The sequence below is a fragment of the Streptomyces sp. NPDC034049 genome, assembly GCF_055575575.1.
This window is the reverse complement of record NZ_JBVISJ010000006.1, coordinates 115687-133990: the sequence shown is the minus strand read 5'-3', so window position 1 is coordinate 133990 and position 18304 is coordinate 115687. Positions and strand designations below refer to the sequence as shown.

Annotated in this window: 17 protein-coding genes; 16 read left to right on the top strand and 1 reads right to left on the bottom strand. The window is 70.4% G+C overall.

Features of this window, described 5'->3' with window-relative positions:
• The first annotated feature begins 4 nt into the window (after positions 1-4).
• The 14 genes from ACZ52C_RS19330 to nusB all read left to right on the top strand — a co-directional run bounded on the left by ACZ52C_RS19330 (position 5) and on the right by nusB (position 15706).
• Positions 5-379 carry a hypothetical protein gene (locus ACZ52C_RS19330; protein WP_469075873.1) on the top strand — a complete coding sequence of 125 codons (375 nt, stop codon included), beginning with the start codon at positions 5-7 and terminating at the stop codon, positions 377-379.
• Positions 379-3051, top strand: a complete 2673-nt coding sequence (gene alaS / locus ACZ52C_RS19325; RefSeq protein WP_469075872.1) for an alanine--tRNA ligase — start codon at positions 379-381, stop codon at positions 3049-3051. The genes ACZ52C_RS19330 and alaS overlap by 1 nt, the downstream gene beginning before the upstream one ends.
• Entirely contained in the window at positions 3048-3554 is a 507-nt protein-coding gene (ruvX, locus tag ACZ52C_RS19320; protein ID WP_045557237.1) for a Holliday junction resolvase RuvX, read from the top strand. The genes alaS and ruvX overlap by 4 nt, the downstream gene beginning before the upstream one ends.
• 124 nt (positions 3555-3678) lie before the next feature.
• Positions 3679-5481, top strand: a complete 1803-nt coding sequence (gene mltG, locus ACZ52C_RS19315; protein WP_469075871.1) for an endolytic transglycosylase MltG — start codon at positions 3679-3681, stop codon at positions 5479-5481.
• Positions 5478-6317 (top strand): shikimate dehydrogenase, encoded by an 840-nt coding sequence (locus ACZ52C_RS19310; protein WP_469075870.1) that lies wholly within the window; start codon positions 5478-5480, stop codon positions 6315-6317. Before mltG ends, ACZ52C_RS19310 begins: the two co-directional genes overlap by 4 nt.
• Positions 6318-6444: 127 nt before the next feature.
• A complete protein-coding gene (locus ACZ52C_RS19305; RefSeq protein WP_469075869.1) occupies positions 6445-8652 on the top strand; it encodes a xanthine dehydrogenase family protein molybdopterin-binding subunit in 2208 nt (735 codons plus the stop codon).
• A 27-nt stretch (positions 8653-8679) separates the two neighbouring features.
• Positions 8680-9138 (top strand): (2Fe-2S)-binding protein, encoded by a 459-nt coding sequence (locus tag ACZ52C_RS19300; protein WP_469075868.1) that lies wholly within the window; start codon positions 8680-8682, stop codon positions 9136-9138.
• 190 nt (positions 9139-9328) lie between these two features.
• On the top strand, positions 9329-10513 hold the full coding sequence (gene aroC / locus ACZ52C_RS19295) for a chorismate synthase (RefSeq protein ID WP_193380486.1): 1185 nt from the start codon (positions 9329-9331) through the stop codon (positions 10511-10513).
• A 32-nt stretch (positions 10514-10545) separates the two neighbouring features.
• Positions 10546-11028 (top strand): shikimate kinase, encoded by a 483-nt coding sequence (locus ACZ52C_RS19290; RefSeq protein ID WP_469076149.1) that lies wholly within the window; start codon positions 10546-10548, stop codon positions 11026-11028.
• Positions 11025-12116: a 3-dehydroquinate synthase gene (gene aroB / locus ACZ52C_RS19285; RefSeq protein WP_469075867.1), complete on the top strand. Its 1092-nt coding sequence runs from the start codon at positions 11025-11027 to the stop codon at positions 12114-12116. Before ACZ52C_RS19290 ends, aroB begins: the two co-directional genes overlap by 4 nt.
• A 177-nt stretch (positions 12117-12293) precedes the next feature.
• The gene (locus ACZ52C_RS19280; protein WP_469075866.1) at positions 12294-13340 is read left to right on the top strand and encodes an AAA family ATPase; all 1047 of its coding nucleotides are present in this window, start codon (positions 12294-12296) and stop codon (positions 13338-13340) included.
• Between the two features lie 196 nt (positions 13341-13536).
• The gene (locus ACZ52C_RS19275) at positions 13537-14643 is read left to right on the top strand and encodes a M24 family metallopeptidase (protein ID WP_469075865.1); all 1107 of its coding nucleotides are present in this window, start codon (positions 13537-13539) and stop codon (positions 14641-14643) included.
• Positions 14644-14702: 59 nt separating this feature from the next.
• Complete coding sequence (gene efp / locus ACZ52C_RS19270; RefSeq protein WP_033532566.1) at positions 14703-15269, top strand: elongation factor P; 567 nt, start codon at positions 14703-14705, stop codon at positions 15267-15269.
• A gap of 2 nt (positions 15270-15271) precedes the next feature.
• Entirely contained in the window at positions 15272-15706 is a 435-nt protein-coding gene (gene nusB, locus ACZ52C_RS19265; RefSeq protein ID WP_045557246.1) for a transcription antitermination factor NusB, read from the top strand.
• 210 nt (positions 15707-15916) lie between these two features.
• On the opposite strand, the gene bldD is transcribed toward nusB, so the two are convergent.
• Positions 15917-16417: a transcriptional regulator BldD gene (bldD, locus tag ACZ52C_RS19260; protein WP_045557247.1), complete on the bottom strand. Its 501-nt coding sequence runs from the start codon at positions 16415-16417 to the stop codon at positions 15917-15919.
• Positions 16418-16636: 219 nt separating this feature from the next.
• On the opposite strand from bldD, the gene pyrR reads away from it, so the two are divergent.
• Positions 16637-17230 (top strand): bifunctional pyr operon transcriptional regulator/uracil phosphoribosyltransferase PyrR, encoded by a 594-nt coding sequence (gene pyrR, locus ACZ52C_RS19255; RefSeq protein WP_469075864.1) that lies wholly within the window; start codon positions 16637-16639, stop codon positions 17228-17230.
• Between the two features lie 89 nt (positions 17231-17319).
• A complete protein-coding gene (locus ACZ52C_RS19250; protein WP_469075863.1) occupies positions 17320-18300 on the top strand; it encodes an aspartate carbamoyltransferase catalytic subunit in 981 nt (326 codons plus the stop codon).
• The last annotated feature ends 4 nt before the right edge of the window (positions 18301-18304 follow it).

Here is an 18304-nt window from a genome sequence, read left to right as displayed (position 1 = left end):
AGCGATGTTCCGTCGTACGTTCTGGTTCACCACAGGCGTCGCCGCCGGAGTGTGGGCCACCACCAAGGTCAACCGCACACTGAAGCAGCTCACCCCCGAGCACCTCGCCGCCCAGGCGGCGAACAAGGCGGTCGAGGCGGGCCACCGGATCAAGGACCGGGCCGTCGGCTTCGCGCTCGACGTCCGCGACAACATGGCCCAGCGGGAGGCCGAGTTGGGCGAGGCCCTCGGTATCGAGGCCGACCCCGATCACCTTCCGGAACTCCCGGCCCCCCGGCGCGTCGTCGCCATCGAGAACAGCAACCCCCCGAAGTACAGCAGGAATTCGAGGTACGCCGACAACTCGTCGTACCCGTACAACCGGAATGAGGACCACTGATGGAGTCGGCCGAGATTCGTCGCCGCTGGTTGAGCTTCTTCGAGGAGCGCGGTCACACCGTTGTCCCTTCGGCGTCGCTCATCGCGGACGACCCGACTCTGCTCCTGGTCAACGCGGGAATGGTCCCCTTCAAGCCGTACTTCCTGGGTGAGGTCAAGCCCTCCTTCGCCCGTGCCACCAGCGTGCAGAAGTGCGTCCGTACGCCGGACATCGAAGAGGTCGGCAAGACCACCCGGCACGGCACGTTCTTCCAGATGTGCGGCAACTTCTCCTTCGGCGACTACTTCAAGGAAGGCGCCATCCAGCACGCCTGGGAGCTGCTCACCAGCCCCCAGGACAAGGGTGGTTACGGCCTGGAGCCGGAGAAGCTCTGGATCACCGTCTACAAGGACGACGACGAGGCCGAGCGCATCTGGCACGAGCAGGTCGGCGTGCCCAAGGAGCGCATCCAGCGCCTCGGCAAGAAGGACAACTACTGGTCCATGGGCGTCCCCGGCCCGTGCGGCCCGTGTTCCGAGATCAACTACGACCGCGGCCCGGAGTTCGGCGTCGAGGGCGGCCCCGCCGTCAACGACGAGCGGTACGTGGAGATCTGGAACCTGGTCTTCATGCAGTACGAGCGCGGCGAGGGCACCTCCAAGGAGGACTTCGAGATCCTCGGCGAGCTGCCCAGCAAGAACATCGACACCGGCCTCGGCCTGGAGCGCCTCGCCATGATTCTGCAGGGCGTGCAGAACATGTACGAGATCGACACCTCCATGGCCGTGATCGACAAGGCCACCGAGCTGACCGGCGTCCGCTACGGCGACGCCCACGAGTCCGACGTCTCCCTGCGCGTGGTCACCGACCACATCCGTACCGCCGTGATGCTGATCGGCGACGGCGTCACCCCCGGCAACGAGGGCCGTGGCTACGTCCTGCGCCGCATCATGCGTCGCGCCATCCGCAACATGCGCCTCCTCGGCGCCACCGGCCCGGTCGTCAAGGACCTCATCGACGTCGTCATCGGCATGATGGGCCAGCAGTACCCCGAGCTGATCACCGACCGCGAGCGCATCGAGAAGGTCGCCCTCGCCGAGGAGAACGCCTTCCTCAAGACGCTGAAGGCCGGCACCAACATCCTCGACACCGCCGTCACGGAGACCAAGGCCTCCGGTGGCCAGGTCCTCGCCGGTGACAAGGCGTTCCTGCTCCACGACACCTGGGGCTTCCCGATCGACCTCACCCTGGAGATGGCCGCCGAACAGGGCCTGACCGTGGACGAGGACGGCTTCCGCCGCCTGATGAAGGAGCAGCGGGACCGGGCCAAGGCCGACGCCCGCGCCAAGAAGACCGGCCACGCCGACCTCGGTGCCTACCGCGAGATCGCCGACAACGCCGGCGAGACCGAGTTCATCGGGTACTCGGACACCGAGGGCGAGTCCACGGTCGTCGGCATCCTCGTCGACGGTCTCTCCTCGCCCGCCGCCACCGAGGGCGACGAGGTCGAGATCGTCCTCGACCGCACCCCGTTCTACGCCGAGGGCGGCGGTCAGATCGGCGACACCGGCCGCATCAAGGTCGACTCCGGTGCCGTCATCGAGATCCGCGACTGCCAGAAGCCGGTCCCGGGTGTGTACGTCCACAAGGGCGTCGTCCAGGTCGGCGAGGTGACCGTCGGCGCCAAGGCCCAGGCCTCGATCGACGGCCGTCGCCGTACGGCCATCGCCCGCGCCCACTCGGCCACCCACCTCACCCACCAGGCCCTGCGCGACGCCCTCGGCCCGACGGCCGCCCAGGCCGGTTCCGAGAACCAGCCCGGCCGCTTCCGCTTCGACTTCGGCTCCCCGTCCGCCGTCCCGACGGCCGTGATGACCGACGTCGAGCAGAAGATCAACGAGGTGCTCGCCCGCGATCTGGACGTCCACGCCGAGGTCATGGGCATCGACGAGGCCAAGAGGCAGGGCGCCATCGCCGAGTTCGGCGAGAAGTACGGCGAGCGCGTCCGCGTCGTCACCATCGGCGACTTCTCCAAGGAGCTGTGCGGCGGCACGCACGTCCACAACACCTCGCAGCTCGGCCTGGTGAAGCTGCTCGGCGAGTCCTCGATCGGCTCCGGTGTGCGCCGTATCGAAGCCCTCGTCGGCGTCGACGCCTACAACTTCCTCGCCCGGGAGCACACGGTCGTCGCCCAGCTCCAGGAGCTGATCAAGGGCCGTCCGGAGGAGCTTCCGGAGAAGGTCTCCGCCATGCTCGGCAAGCTGAAGGACGCCGAGAAGGAGATCGAGAAGTTCCGCGCGGAGAAGGTGCTGCAGGCCGCCGGTGGTCTCGCCGAGTCCGCCAAGGATGTGTCCGGCGTCGCTCTCGTGACCGGTCAGGTCCCGGACGGCACCACCGCCGACGACCTGCGCAAGCTGGTCCTCGACGTGCGCGGACGCATCCAGGGCGGCCGGGCCGTCGTGGTCGCCCTCTTCACCGTCGTGAACGGCAAGCCGCTCACGGTCATCGCCACCAACGAGGCCGCCCGTGAACGCGGTCTGAAGGCCGGCGACCTGGTCCGTACGGCCGCCAAGACCCTCGGTGGCGGCGGTGGCGGCAAGCCGGACGTCGCCCAGGGCGGTGGCCAGAACGCGGCCGCCGTCGGCGAGGCCGTGGACGCCGTCGAGCGCCTGGTCGCCGAGACGGCCAAGTGAGCACCACGGATCACACGAGCGAAGGCGACGGTCCGGCCCTGCGCCGCGGCCGTCGCCTCGCGATCGACGTCGGGGACGCCCGGATCGGGGTCGCCTCCTGCGACCCCGACGGGATCCTCGCCACCCCGGTCGAGACGGTCCCCGGACGTGATGTCCCGGCCGCTCAGCGGCGATTGAGACAACTGGTCGACGAATACGTACCTATCGAGGTAATCGTCGGGCTGCCACGCTCTCTGAAGGGCGGAGAGGGTCCGGCGGCCGTCAAGGTACGGGGCTTCGCCCAGGAGTTGGCTCGCATGATCGCGCCCGTTCCGGTCAGACTCATCGACGAGAGGATGACCACGGTGACAGCCGGTCAAGGACTGCGTGCCTCAGGTGTGAAATCCAAAAAGGGCAGGTCGGTCATCGACCAGGCAGCGGCCGTGATCATCCTGCAACAGGCGTTGGAATCCGAACGGATGTCAGGCAAAGCTCCGGGCGAGGGCGTCGAAGTGGTCATCTGATCGCGATACGGTAACGTTCCGCGCGATGTGGTGGCCTTCGAACAGCCACCGCACAAAAAGAGGCGGGGACGACAGCCGAGCCACAGGCCCCGCGTGACCGCCGCCTCGCGGCTCTAGGGGATCGATGACTGAGTATGGCCGGGGCCCAGGCTCCGAACCGTGGCATCCGGACGACCCGTTGTACGGGGACGGCGGATGGGACGGACAGCAGGCCCAGGGAGGCCCGCAGTCCGCCTACGGCGGCCAGCCGCAGCAGCACTACCCGGAGCAGCAGCAGTACCAGCAGCACTACGGCAACGGACACGGCGACGGCCACTGGGGCAACGGCCACCAGGACGCCTACGCCCAGCAGCAGTACCAGCAGGAGTACGGCGACCCGGGGCAGCAGTACGCCGGCCAGCAGCAGCCCCAGCACCACCAGCAGTACCCCGGACCTGGTCAGCAGCAGTACGACCAGGTCGACGGCGGCTGGAACGGAACGCACGAGCACCAGCAGGGCACTTACCCGGGCGACCCGAACGACCCCTACGGCGGCCAGCAGCAGGCGATGGCCTACGGGGGCGGCGGCCAACAGGACTTCTATGGTGCGCCCGACGCGTATCCGCCGCCGGAGCCGCCCGCCCGCCGTCGCGCGAACACCACGCCCGCGCCCGCTCCGGAGCCCGAGGCCGAGATGCCGCCGGCCGGCGAGCGGACCGACTGGGACCCCGGTCCGGACCAGGGCGAGCACGCGTTCTTCGCGGGTGGCGCCGATGACGACGATGACGACGAGGCGGAGGGACCCGCGGGCCGGGGCGACCGGAAGGGCCGCGGCGGAAAGTCCAAGAAACCGGGCAAGGGCGGCAAGAAGCGCCGCAGCGGGTGCGCCTGTCTGGTGGTCGTCATGGTCTTCGGCGGCGGCTTCGCCGGTGTGAGCTATTTCGGGTACCAGTTCTTCCAGAGCCGCTTCGGCGAGGCTCCCGACTACTCGGGCAAGGGCACGAACGAGACCGTCACGATCACGGTCGACAAGGGTGAATTCGGGTCGGACATCGGGCAGAAGCTGAAGGCGGCCGGGGTCGTCAAGAGTGTCGACGCCTTTACGGCCGCGCTGGCGAAGAACCCTGGTAAGGGCATTCAAGCCGGCGTTTATCTCCTGAAGAAGGAGATGTCCGCTGAAAACGCTATCGCCCTGATGCTGGATCCGAAGAGCCAGAACAACTTCACCGTCACCGAAGGTGAGCGGAACAACTCGGTCTACGCGAAGATCGACAAGGAGTTGGGCCTCGACAAGGGCACGACCGAGGATGTCGCCGAGAAGAAGTGGGACTCGCTCGGCCTGCCCAAGTGGGCGAACGACAACGACGACATCAAGGATCCGCTGGAAGGATTCCTCTACCCGTCCACGTATCCGGTCGCGAAGGGGATGAAGCCCGAGGCGGTCCTGAAGGAAATGATCGATCTCGCGAAGGCGAAGTACGAGCAGTTCGATCTGGCGGGCAAGGCCAAGGGCCTCAAGCTCGAAAGTCCGCTTCAGGTGCTCACCGTCGCAAGCCTTGTCCAGGCCGAGGGAAACAACAAGAAGGACTACAAGAAGATCGCGCGGGTCGTCTACAACCGTCTCGAACCCAACAACGCGGAGACGGCTGGTCTGCTCGACTTCGACTCGACGGTCAATTACCTGCGCGGTGAATCCAAGTTGGCGACCGGCTCGGTCGACTCGCTGCGGCGGATCGACGACCCGTACAACACGTACAAGGTGTATGGATTGCCGCCCGGGCCGATCGGCAACCCCGGTGACGTGGCGATCGAGGGAGCCCTCGAGCCGGCCAAGGGCGACTGGTACTACTTCGTGTCGATCAACGAGGACGAGACGCTGTTCGCGGTCACCAACGAAGAGCACAACAAGAACCGCCGGAAGTACCAGGAAGCGCAGAACCAACAATGAGCCGCACCGCCAGCAAGAACCGCGCCGCCGTGCTCGGTTCGCCCATCGCTCACTCGCTCTCCCCGGTGCTGCACCGCGCCGCGTACGCCGAACTCGGGCTCACCGGCTGGTCGTACGACCGTTTCGAGGTCGATGAGGACGCATTGTCCGGGTTTGTCGAGCAGTTGGGGCCGGAGTGGGCGGGGCTCTCGCTGACCATGCCGCTCAAGCGGGCGGTCATTCCGCTGTTGGACGAGATCAGCGAGACGGCGACCTCCGTCGAGGCGGTCAACACGCTGGTGTTCACCGAGGACGGACGTCGCGTCGGCGACAACACCGACATCCCCGGGATGGTCGCGGCCCTGCGGGAGCGCGGCATCGAGCAGGTGGAGTCGGCGGCCATCCTCGGCGCGGGGGCCACGGCGTCCTCCGCGCTCGCCGCGCTCGCCCGGATCTGCACCGGTGAGGTCGTGGCGTACGTCCGGAGCGAGGCGCGGGCCGCCGAGATGCGGCAGTGGGGCGAGCGGCTGGACGTCGAGGTCCGTACGGCGGACTGGGCGGAGGCCGAGCGCGGTCTGAGCGCTCCCCTCGTCATCGCCACGACACCGGCCGGGGCGACGGACGCGCTGTCCGGTGCCGTGCCGGAGCGGCCGACGACGCTGTTCGACGTGCTGTACCACCCGTGGCCGACGGAACTCGCCGCGCGCTGGTCGGCGTACGGCGGTGCCGTCGTCAGCGGACTCGATCTGCTCGTCCACCAGGCGGTGCTCCAGGTCGAGCAGATGACCGGGTGCAAGACGGCACCGGTGACGGCGATGCGGACGGCGGGGGAGCGGGCGCTGGCCGAGCGCGGCTGAGCGGGGCTGAAAGAGGGCGGGCGTCCCGCGTGTGCTGATCCTGTGAACCCCTTGTACCGAGGGGTAACCAGCGGCGATCATCACCGGGCGGCCCGGCGACGCAGGCGGGGCGTCGAACGGAGCCCACATGTCACGTCACTCCCGGCGCAGGTTTCTCACGTATCTGGTGGCCGCGCCCACCCTCGCGGTCGCGACCAGGATCGGCCTGGACGTCTACGAGCCCGGCAGCGCGGAGGCGTCGATCCCCACACTGCCCGCACCGGCGGATCTGGTGGACCTCGGCGATCTGCTGATCCTGGCCGGGACGCCGACGGCGCACATGCTGGTGCTGAGCGTCGACGAGGAGGGCGTAACCCACTTCCGGCTGCCGCGCGAGGAGGTCGGGCAGGGGCTCACCACCGCCGTGGCGATGCTGGTGGCGGAGGAACTGGACACTCCGCTCGACCGGGTCAGGATCCAACTGGACGACGCACGGCCGGAGTTGCTGTTCAACCAGCTCACCGGCAGCTCCAACTCCGTCCGCTCGCTCTACGATCCGGTCCGGCACACGGCAGCCGCCGCCCGAGCCCGCCTGGTCGGCGCCGCCGCGAGACAATGGGGAACCCCGGCAAGTGGATTGACGGTACGTCAGGGCGTGGTCGTCGCGCCGGACGGGCGTACCGCCTCCTACGGCTCGCTCTCGGCGGCCGCCGCCTCCCTCGACCTCGGTTCCCTCACCGTCACGCCGAAGAAGGAGTCGGAACACACCCTCGTCGGCACGCCCACCTCACGCATCGACGCCCGCGCCCTGGTCACCGGCAAGCAGGCCTACACGCTCGACCTCGACGTGCCGGGGGCCAAGCCGTGCATGGTGCGCAGGCCGCCGACGATCAACGGCACCGTGAAGGCGGTGAACAACGAGGCGGCCGTACGGGCCATGCCCGGTGTGCTCGACGTGGTGACCATCGACACCGGCGTCGCCGTCGTCGCGGAGACGTTCGGGCAGGCCCTCGACGGCAAGGAGGCGCTGGACGTCACCTGGGGCCCGGGGAGTGTCGACACCCTCTCGGACGACGGCATCAGGGCGAAGCTGAAGGCGGCCACGCCCTCGCTGGACGTCCTCGGGCTGCTGGTGAAGAAGGTGGAGGGGGAGTTCGACTTCGCGTTCGCCAGTCACGCTCCGCTGGAGACCAACTCGGCCGTCGCCGACGTACGGGAGGACCGGGCCGAGATCTGGTCCGGGCTGAAGTCCCCGATCGTTGCCCAGGCCGCCATCGCCAAGGCCGTCGGGCTTCCCGTGTCCAAGGTCGAGGTGCACGTCGTCCAGTCCGGCGGCTCCTTCGGGCGGCGGCTCTTCCACGACGCGGCACTGGAGGCCGCCGTCGTGTCGAAGAAGAGCGGGCGGCCCGTACGGCTGATGTGGTCCCGTATCGACGACATGCGGCACGGGCGGATGCGGCCTGCCACCCACCACCGGGTCCGGGCCACCTACGCGGCCGGGCAGGTGCTCACCTTCCAGCACCAGGTGGCCGCCGTGGAGACCGACTTCCGCCACGGTCTCGGTGACGCGATCACCGCCGCCGCGGCGAGCCTGCCGTCCGGCCTCGGGAACGCGACCTTGGCCCAGACCCTGTTCCTGACCACGGTGAAGTCCCCGTACAACTTCGGCGTCACCACCCAGACGCTCACCGAGGTGCCGATCAGGATGCACACCGGGTCGTGGCGCTCGGTGTACTCGGCCAACACCCGCGGCGCCGAGGAGATCATCGTCGACGAACTGGCGGCGAAGCTGGGCAAGGACCCCGTCGCCTTCCGGCGCGAGTTCCTCAAGACCGCGCGGCAGCGGGCCGTGCTCGACAAGGTCGCGGCGGAGGGGGACTGGGGACGGAGCCTCCCCGACGGCTGGGCCCAGGGCGTCGCCTTCCACGACGAGTACAAGGCCTGCACGGCCTGTCTGGTCGAGATCGACGCGACCGATCCGAAGAAGCCCAGGGTGACGAAGGCGGTCATCGCGGCCGACGTGGGGCGGGTCATCAACCCGCGCGGCCTGGAGGCCCAGCTGCTCGGTGGGCTCACGGACGCCATCTCCACCACCTTGCGGGCCGGGCTCCACATCGACGAGGGGCTGCCGCTGGAAGGCAGCTACTCCCAGTTCCACTACGCCCGCCAGAAGGACTCCCCGAAGGACGTCAGGATCTTCGTCGTCGAGGGGGCCGACGAACCCGGCGGCGCGGGCGAACTCGGCGTCCCCGCGGCCGTCGGCGCCGTCGCCAACGCCTACGCGCGGGCCACCGGCACCAAGCCGCGCAGCTTCCCCGTCAACTTCGACGTCGATTTCACGCCCTTCCCCCGCTGAGCCGGCCGCAGATCCAGGAGCACCTCGATGCCCTCCCACACCTTCACCGTGAACGGCGAGACCGTCACCGTCGACGCCCCCGACGACCTGCCCCTGCTGTGGGCGCTGCGCGACCTGCTCGGTGTGCGCGGCCCGAAGTACGGCTGCGGCATCGACGTCTGCAAGGCCTGCACCAGCCACCTCGACGGCGAGGCCGTCCGGCCCTGTGTGGTGCCGGTCGCCGAGGCGGCGGGTCGCGAGGTCACCACCATCGAGGGCCTGGCCGACGGCGACGTGCTGCACCCCGTCCAGGAGGCCTGGCTGGAGCAGGACGTGGCCCAGTGCGGTTACTGCCAGCCCGGACAGATCATGGCCGCCGTCGCCCTGCTCAAGCGGACCAGCGACCCCACCGACGCCGACATCGACGAGATCGCCAACGTCTGCCGCTGCGGCACGTACTTCCGCATCCGGGAGGCGATCAAGAGCGCGGCGGCGAAGATGCGCTGACCCGCTGCGGTGCCCCGTCCCGCGCGTCCGGCCCGTCCGTCTGCTGGACCTGTGACCGGCTCCCGCCCCGGACGTGGGAGGATCGGAGGTGGCGGGCCGGGGCCGCGCACCCGGTAGCCGTCGCCGTACGCGAGGACGCGCGTACACGCAGGCAGGACGCAGTACCGGGCGCGAGCACTGAGGAGCACCGTTGAGCAGGTTGCGCTGGCTGACCGCGGGGGAGTCCCACGGTCCCGCACTTGTCGCGACGCTGGAGGGCCTTCCCGCCGGCGTGCCGATCACCACGGAGATGGTGGCGGACCACCTGGCCCGGCGGCGCCTGGGCTATGGACGCGGTGCCCGGATGAAGTTCGAGCGCGACGAGGTCACCTTCCTCGGCGGTGTGCGGCACGGCCTCACCATGGGCTCTCCCGTGGCGATCATGGTCGGAAACACCGAGTGGCCGAAGTGGGAGCAGGTCATGGCGGCCGACCCGGTCGACCCGGAGATCCTCGCCGGACTCGCCCGCAACGCGCCGCTGACCCGTCCCCGCCCCGGCCACGCCGACCTGGCCGGCATGCAGAAGTACGGCTTCGACGAGGCCCGCCCGGTCCTGGAGCGCGCCTCCGCCCGCGAGACCGCGGCCAGGGTCGCCCTCGGTGCCGTCGCCCGCTCGTACCTGAAGGAGACGGCCGGCGTCGAGATCGTCAGCCATGTCGTCGAGCTGGCCGCCGCTAAGGCCCCGCAGGGGGTGTACCCGACCCCGGCCGACGTGGAGAAGCTGGACGCCGACCCGGTGCGCTGCCTGGACGCCGACGCGTCGAAGGCGATGGTGGCGGAGATCGACCAGGCCCACAAGGACGGCGACACCCTCGGCGGCGTCGTCGAGATCCTGGCGTACGGCGTGCCCGTGGGCCTCGGCTCGCACGTCCACTGGGACCGCAAGCTGGACGCCCGCCTGGCCGGTGCGCTGATGGGCATCCAGGCCATCAAGGGCGTCGAGATCGGCGACGGCTTCGAGCTGGCCCGGGTGCCCGGCTCCAAGGCGCACGACGAGATCGTGAACACCCCCGAGGGCATCCGCCGGGTCTCCGGCCGCTCCGGCGGCACCGAGGGCGGCCTCAGCACCGGCGAGCTGCTGCGGGTCCGCGCGGCGATGAAGCCGATCGCGACCGTGCCGCGCGCCCTTCAGACCGTCGACGTGACCACGGGCGAGGCCACACAGGCCCACCACCAGCGCTCCGACGTCTCCGCCGTGCCGGCGGCCGGCATCGTCGCCGAGGCGATGGTGGCCCTGGTGCTGGCCGACGCGGTGGCCGAGAAGTTCGGTGGCGACAGCGTCCCCGAGACGGCCCGCAACGTCCGCTCCTACCTCGACCACCTCGCGATCCGGTGAGCCCGGTGCCTCTGGTCGTCCTCGTCGGCCCCATGGGCGTCGGCAAGTCCACCGTCGGACGGCTGCTCGCCGAGCGGCTCGGTGTCGCCTACCGCGACACCGACGACGACATCGTGGCCGCGCAGGGCCGCGAGATCGCGGAGATCTTCGTCGACGAGGGCGAGCCCGCCTTCCGCGCCATCGAGAAGAAGGCCGTGCACACGGCTCTCGCCGGCCACGACGGTGTCCTCGCCCTCGGCGGCGGCGCGATCCTCGACGCCGACACCCGGGCCCTGCTCGTGGGACAGCGCGTCGTCTACCTGTCGATGGACGTCGAGGAGGCCGTCAAGCGCACCGGCCTCAACGCCGCCCGCCCCCTGCTGGCCGTCAACCCCCGCAAGCAGTGGCGGGAGTTGATGGAGGCCCGGCGCCACCTCTACGAGGAGGTCGCCACGGCCGTCGTCGCCACCGACGGCCGCACGCCCGAGGAAGTCACCCGAGCGGCCCTGGACGCACTGGAGTTGAAGGAAGCATGAGCGAGACAGTGACCCGTATCCAGGTCGGCGGCACGGCGGGCACCGAGCCGTACGAGGTCCTGGTGGGGCGTCAACTCCTCGGCGAGCTGGGCGGGTTGATCGGCCACCGCGCCAAGCGCGTCGCGGTGATCCACCCCGAGGCGCTGGCGGACACCGGGGAGGCGCTGCGCGCCGACCTGGCCGAGCAGGGCTTCGAGGCGGTCGCGATCCAGGTGCCGAACGCGGAGGAGGCCAAGACCGCCGAGGTCGCCGCGTACTGCTGGAAGGCCCTCGGCCAGTCCGGCTTCACCCGCACCGATGTCATCGTCGGTGTCGGCGGCGGCGCCACCACCGACCTGGCCGGCTTCGTGGCGGCGACCTGGCTGCGCGGAGTCCGCTGGATCGCCATCCCCACCACCGTCCTGGCCATGGTGGACGCGGCGGTCGGCGGCAAGACCGGCATCAACACGGCCGAGGGAAAGAACCTGGTGGGCTCGTTCCACCCGCCGGCCGGCGTGCTGTGCGACCTGGCCGCGCTCGACTCGCTGCCGGTCAACGACTACGTCTCCGGACTCGCCGAGATCATCAAGGCCGGCTTCATCGCCGACCCGGTGATCCTGGACCTCGTCGAGGCCGACCCGCAGGCCGCCCGCACCCCGGCCGGACCGCACACCTCCGAGCTGATCGAGCGGTCGATCCGGGTCAAGGCCGAGGTCGTCTCCGGCGACCTCAAGGAGTCCGGCCGCCGCGAGATCCTCAACTACGGGCACACGCTGGCCCACGCGATCGAGAAGAACGAGCGCTACCAGTGGCGGCACGGTGCGGCCGTCTCCGTGGGCATGCACTTCGCGGCCGAACTGGGCCGTCTGGCGGGCCGGTTGGACGACGCCACCGCGGACCGTCATCGCGCGGTCCTCGAGTCGGTCGGGCTGCCGCTGCACTACCGCTACGACCAGTGGCCCCGGCTGCTGGAGACGATGAAGGTCGACAAGAAGTCCCGGGGCGACCTGCTGCGCTTCATCGTCCTGGACGGTCTGGCCAAGCCCACCGTCCTGGAGGGACCCGACCCGGCGATCCTGCTCGCCGCCTACGGCGAAGTGGGCCAGTAACGCCCGCTCGGGCACTACTTGCCCGATTCGCCTTGTGTCCATGGCCACTTGGGCACTTCGGGCTGCCCCCGGCCGTTCACCAAACGGCGGCCGGGGACGGTACCGTTCGGTAAGGGCGGGGTCGCGAGACCCCGCTCGCCAGTGTCGATGTGACTGTACGAGACGGAGTGGCACCGGATGCAGCACGCAGTGGGAGCTCCGCTGCCGCCGCCCCATCGGCCGGGGCAGGACCCGGCGGCCCCCTGGTCGCCGACCGCGAACCACCAGGGACACCCGGCACCCCCGCACCCGGGAGCGCCGGGAGCCAACCCGCCGGGACACCCCGGTGCGGTCCCCCCGGGCCCGCACCCGGTCCCCCCGGGCCCGCACCCGGTCCCCCCGGGCCCGCACCCGGTCCCCCCGGGCCCGCACCCGGGCCCCGTGCCGCCGCCCCCACACGCACCGGCGGCCCCGCCCGCACCCGCGGCGCCACCCGTCTCGGCGCCCCCGCCCGCCCCTCCCGGTGCGGTGCCCCCCGCGCCGGGGTTCGCCGGCGGCCCCGGGCAGCCGCACCCCTCCGCCCCGCAGCAGACCGCGATGCCGAGGGACACCACCGGACACGTGCAACTGCCTCCGGGCGGTCCCGTCACCATGCCGCCGCCCGCCACCGGCGCCCCCGACGTCACGGCCACCACGCTCGCGGTGCTGCTCATCGGGCCCGCCGGGGCCGGCAAGACCAGCGTCGCCAAGTACTGGGCGGAGCACCGCAGGGTGCCCACTGCGCACATCAGCCTGGACGACGTGCGCGAGTGGGTGCGCTCGGGCTTCGCGGACCCGCAGTCCGGGTGGAACGACAACTCCGAGGCGCAATATCGTCTCGCCCGCCGCACCTGTGGCTTCTCCGCCAGGAACTTCCTGGCCAACGGCATCTCGTGCATCCTCGACGACGCCGTCTTCCCCGACCGTCCGGTCGTCGGCCTCGGCGGCTGGAAGCGCCATGTGGGCCCCGGTCTGCTGCCGGTGGTCCTGCTCCCGGGCCTGGAGATTGTCCTCGAACGCAACGCCGAGCGCTCGGGCAACCGCCGCCTCACCGACGAAGAGGTCGCCCGCATCCACGGCCGGATGGCGGGCTGGTACGGCTCGGGCCTGCCGATCATCGACAACTCCCAGCTGGACGTCCCGGCCACGGCCCGCGTCCTGGACGAGGTCCTGGCACGGTCGATCGCGAGCCCCCCGAAGTGGTAGCGGGACACGGGCGGACGGCACTGATGGGCCCGGCGGCCTGAGCCGACCCTTCAGGGGTGCGGGGAACTGCGCTGACAACCCCCACCGGCACGCACTCGGCTCACAGCCTCAAGTACGCCCTCCGTTCCCCGCGGGGCGCCCCCCACTCGGCCCCGCTCGACCGGCGGCTGTCCGGCGGAGCTCATACGCTCGGCACATGTCTGAGGTCTACGCGGCCCGCAGAGCCCGGCTGAGAGAACGCTGCCAGGCCGGCGGCAGCCCCACCGCACTCGTCACCCGCCCGGCCAACGTCCGCTACCTCGCGGGAGCGGCACCGCGGGGCGCGGTGCTGCTGCTCGGGAGGAGCGAGGACGTCCTGCTCTGCGCGGCACCGCCGAGCGGCGAGATCGGCGAGGGCCGGCCCGACGACGCCGTACGCGTCCAGGTGCTGCCGCGGCCCGGCGGCGACCCGGCCGTCGCGGCCGCCGATCTCGCCACCGCCCTGGGCGTCGACTCCCTGGCCGTGGAGGAGCACCACCTCACCATGGCCCGCTGCAGAGCCATCCGCTCGGTCGCGCCCCGGCTGCGGCTGGCCGACCTCGGCGGCGCGGTCGAGCAGCTGAGAGTGATCAAGGACGAGGACGAGATCTCCTGTCTGCGGATCGGCGCGGAGATCGCCGACCAGGCCCTGGGCGAACTCCTCGAATCGATCCTCGTCGGCCGCACCGAGCGCCATCTCGCCCTGGAACTGGAGCGCCGCCTCGTCGACCACGGCGCGGACGGTCCCGCCTTCGCCACCTCCGTCGCCACCGGACCGAACTCCGGCCGTCCCCGGCACGTCCCCACCGACCGCCGGGTCGAGGAGGGAGACTTCCTCTCCGTCTGCCTCGGCGCGACCTACCGTGGCTACCGCTGTGAGATCGGCCGTACGTTCGTGATCGGCACCTCGCCCGCCGACTGGCAGATCGAGCTGTACGACCTGGTCTTCGCAGCCCAGCGGGCCGGACGGGAGTCCCTCGTGCCCGGTGCGGCCTACCGGGCCGTGGACCGCGCGGCCCGCCAGGTCCTGGACTCCGCGGGGCACGGTGAGGGCCTCCCGGTGCTGATGGGGCACGGGGTCGGACTCGAAATCGACGAGGACCCGCAGTTGGCCCCCGCGGCCATGGGTAAACTGGACGCTTGCGTGCCGGTCACCGTCGAACCGGGGGTCCACCTCCCGGGCCGGGGCGGCGTCCGGATCGATGACACGCTCGTCGTACGCCCCGAGGCGGACGGCGGACCCGAGCTACTCACCATCACGACCAAGGAGCTGCTCGCGCTCTAGCTCATCGGCTGGGCGCGTGGCCCGGGGTCGTCCACGTCAGTCCAGGAGATTCCGCAACCGTGGCTTCCACGAACGACCTCAAGAACGGCCTGGTGCTCAAGCTCGAAGGCGGCCAGCTCTGGTCCGTCGTCGAGTTCCAGCACGTCAAGCCCGGCAAGGGCCCGGCCTTCGTGCGCACCAAGCTCAAGAACGTGCTCTCCGGCAAGGTCGTCGACAAGACGTTCAACGCCGGCGTCAAGGTCGAGACGGCCACTGTCGACAAGCGCGACATGCAGTTCTCCTACATGGACGGCGAGTACTTCGTCTTCATGGACATGGAGACCTACGACCAGCTCATGGTCGACCGCAAGGCCGTCGGCGACGCCGCCAACTTCCTGATCGAGGGCTTCACCGCCACCGTCGCGCAGCACGAGGGCGAGGTGCTCTTCGTCGAGCTGCCGGCCGCCGTCGAGCTCGTCATCCAGGAGACCGAGCCGGGCGTCCAGGGCGACCGCTCCACCGGTGGCACCAAGCCGGCGACGCTGGAGACCGGCCACCAGATCCAGGTGCCGCTCTTCATCACCACCGGCGAGAAGATCAAGGTCGACACCCGGACCAGCGACTACCTCGGCCGGGTGAACAGCTAACCGTGGCTGCCCGTAACACGGCCCGCAAGCGCGCCTTCCAGATCCTCTTCGAGGGCGACCAGCGCGGGGTCGACGTCGTGACCGTCCTGGCGGACTGGATCCGGCACGCCCACAGTGACACCCGCCAGCCGCCGGTCAGCGAGTACACCATGCAGCTGGTCGAGGGGTACGCCGAGCGTGCCAAGCGGATCGACGAGCTGATCGCGCAGTACTCGGTGGGGTGGACGCTCGACCGGATGCCGGTGGTGGACCGCAACATCCTGCGGCTCGGCGCGTACGAGCTGATCTGGGTCGACGCCACCCCGGACGCGGTGGTGCTGGACGAGATGGTGCAGCTGGCGAAGGAGTTCTCCACGGACGACTCGCCGTCGTTCGTGAACGGGCTGCTCGGCCGGTTGAAGGACCTCAAGCCTTCGCTCCGCCGGGAAGCCGAGTAACGAGCGGGGGAGCGCCGTCGGGGTGCTGTGCGGAGCCGGCCGCGGATGGTTTGTGGCCGGTCGCGCAGTTCCCCGCGCCCCGGTCGGGGCGCGGCCCCGCTCCTCTGCGCTCACGCGCCTCCCGCGACAGGCAGAAAACCGCCGGGGTGACCCGAACCCATCGGTTCGGGTCACCCCGGCGGCACGTTTCTGCTGGTGTTGCCCGAGGTGTCAGTTGTCCTCGTGGGAGACCGCGCGGCGCGCGTCCGCGTCGAGGACGCCCCAGCTGATCAGCTGCTCGGTGAGAACCGAGGGGGACTGGTCGTAGATGACGGCGAGTGTGCGCAGGTCGTCCTGGCGGATCGAGAGCACTTTGCCGTTGTAGTCACCGCGCTGGGACTGGATCGTCGCCGCATAACGCTGGAGCGGGCCCGCCTTCTCGGCCGGCACGTGCGCCAGACGCTCCAGGTCCAGGACCAGCTTCGGCGGCGGCTCGGCGGCGCCACCAGGGGTCGTACCAGGAAGCAGCTCCTGCACGGGGACCCCGTAGAAGTCCGCCAGCTCCGCGAGGCGCTGCACGGTGACGGCGCGGTCGCCGCGCTCGTACGAACCGACCACGACCGCCTTCCAGCGTCCCTGGGACTTCTCCTCGACACCGTGGAGGGAAAGGCCCTGCTGGGTGCGGATGGCCCGGAGCTTGGCCCCGAGCTGTTTGGCGTATTCGCTGGACATATAGCTCCCCGGACGAAGGCTGGTGACTCACTGTGAGGTTACGCAGCGTGACTCTGCCCCGTCAAGCCGGATGGTCCGGACCGACTCTTCCGTGGTAACCGCGTTCTGTTGGGCCAGGGGGGTGATCAGCGGCGTCGCGGGGGCCTGCTAACGTTGACGGCGCAAATCCGACGTCCTTTAAGGTCCGTCCCGTGAGGCGGAGAAGGAGGTCCGTTTCGTATGGACACGCAAGAACCGCAGGACCTGCCCCAGGATCCGCAGTCGTCCGATGCCCGGCCCGTTCTCGAAGGCCCCGACATCGCACGCGTGCTGACCCGCATCGCCCACGAGATCGTCGAACGCGCCAAGGGCGCCGACGACGTGGTGCTCCTCGGCATTCCGACCCGGGGCGTCTTCCTCGCCCAGCGGCTCGCCGCCAAGCTCGCGGAGATCACCGGCCGCAAGATCCCGGTCGGCTCGCTCGACATCACCATGTACCGCGACGACCTGCGCATGCACCCGCCGCGTGCGCTGGCCCGCACCGAGATCCCCGGTGACGGCATCGACGGCCGCCTGGTCGTCCTCGTCGACGACGTGCTCTTCTCCGGCCGTACGATCCGCGCGGCGCTCGACGCGCTGAACGACATCGGCCGCCCGCGCGCCGTCCAGCTCGCGGTCCTCGTCGACCGGGGCCACCGCGAACTGCCCATCCGCGCCGACTACGTCGGCAAGAACCTCCCCACGTCGCTGCGGGAGACGGTCAAGGTCCAGCTCGCCGAGGAGGACGGTCGGGACACCGTCCTGCTCGGTGCGAAGCGGACCGCCCAGCAGTAGCACGCGCGCGTGCGGCCCCGTGCCGTACGTCCCTCCGCGATGCCCCTGACTGCCCGTAATCTCCCGAACTGCCTTACGGAGCCTGAAAGATGCAGCGTCATCTCATCTCGGCCGCCGACCTCACCCGTGACGACGCCGTCCTGATCCTCGACACCGCCGAGGAGATGGCCCGGGTCGCCGACCGGCCGATCAAGAAACTGCCGACCCTGCGCGGCCGCACGATCGTCAACCTCTTCTTCGAGGACTCCACCCGCACCCGGATCTCCTTCGAGGCCGCCGAGAAGCGCCTCTCGGCGGACGTCATCAACTTCACCGCCAAGGGGTCCAGCGTCTCCAAGGGCGAGTCCCTGAAGGACACCGCCCAGACGCTGGAGGCCATGGGGGTCGACGCCGTCGTCATCCGGCACGGCGCCTCGGGGGCCCCGTACCGCCTGGCGACCTCCGGCTGGATCGACGCCGCCGTGATCAACGCCGGCGACGGCACCCACCAGCACCCCACGCAGGCCCTGCTCGACGCCTTCACCATGCGGCGCCGCCTCGTCGGCCGGGACGCCGGACTCGGCCAGGACCTGTCCGGCAAGCGGATCACGCTCGTCGGCGACGTCCTGCACAGCCGCGTCGCCCGCTCCAACGTGGACCTGCTGCACACCCTCGGCGCCGAGGTCACCCTCGTCGCCCCGCCCACCCTGGTCCCGGTCGGCGTCGAGACCTGGCCCTGCGAGGTCTCCTACGACCTCGACAGCACGCTCGCCAAGTCCGACGCGGTGATGATGCTGCGCGTCCAGCGGGAGCGGATGAACGCCGCGTTCTTCCCCACCGAGCGCGAGTACTCCCGGCGCTACGGCCTCGACGGCGACCGCATGGCGCGGATGCCCGAGCACGCCATCGTGATGCACCCCGGCCCGATGGTCCGCGGCATGGAGATCACCGCCGAGGTCGCCGACTCCGACCGCTGCACCGTCGTCGAGCAGGTCGCCAACGGCGTCTCCATCCGGATGGCCGTGCTGTACCTGCTGCTCGGCGGCAACGAGCCCGCCGTGACCCACACCCGCCCCACCGAGGAGAAGTAAGTCC

Bases quoted from the DNA above. Each gene is read 5' to 3' on its own strand.
- ACZ52C_RS19330 (WP_469075873.1), top strand. From the start codon at position 5: ATGTTCCGTCGTACGTTCTGGTTCACCACAGGCGTCGCCGCCGGAGTG.
- alaS (WP_469075872.1), top strand. From the start codon at position 379: ATGGAGTCGGCCGAGATTCGTCGCCGCTGGTTGAGCTTCTTCGAGGAG.
- mltG (WP_469075871.1), top strand. From the start codon at position 3,679: ATGACTGAGTATGGCCGGGGCCCAGGCTCCGAACCGTGGCATCCGGAC.
- ACZ52C_RS19310 (WP_469075870.1), top strand. From the start codon at position 5,478: ATGAGCCGCACCGCCAGCAAGAACCGCGCCGCCGTGCTCGGTTCGCCC.
- ACZ52C_RS19305 (WP_469075869.1), top strand. From the start codon at position 6,445: ATGTCACGTCACTCCCGGCGCAGGTTTCTCACGTATCTGGTGGCCGCG.
- ACZ52C_RS19300 (WP_469075868.1), top strand. From the start codon at position 8,680: ATGCCCTCCCACACCTTCACCGTGAACGGCGAGACCGTCACCGTCGAC.
- ACZ52C_RS19290 (WP_469076149.1), top strand. From the start codon at position 10,546: ATGGGCGTCGGCAAGTCCACCGTCGGACGGCTGCTCGCCGAGCGGCTC.
- aroB (WP_469075867.1), top strand. From the start codon at position 11,025: ATGAGCGAGACAGTGACCCGTATCCAGGTCGGCGGCACGGCGGGCACC.
- ACZ52C_RS19280 (WP_469075866.1), top strand. From the start codon at position 12,294: ATGCAGCACGCAGTGGGAGCTCCGCTGCCGCCGCCCCATCGGCCGGGG.
- ACZ52C_RS19275 (WP_469075865.1), top strand. From the start codon at position 13,537: ATGTCTGAGGTCTACGCGGCCCGCAGAGCCCGGCTGAGAGAACGCTGC.
- bldD (WP_045557247.1), bottom strand. From the start codon at position 16,417: ATGTCCAGCGAATACGCCAAACAGCTCGGGGCCAAGCTCCGGGCCATC.
- pyrR (WP_469075864.1), top strand. From the start codon at position 16,637: ATGGACACGCAAGAACCGCAGGACCTGCCCCAGGATCCGCAGTCGTCC.
- ACZ52C_RS19250 (WP_469075863.1), top strand. From the start codon at position 17,320: ATGCAGCGTCATCTCATCTCGGCCGCCGACCTCACCCGTGACGACGCC.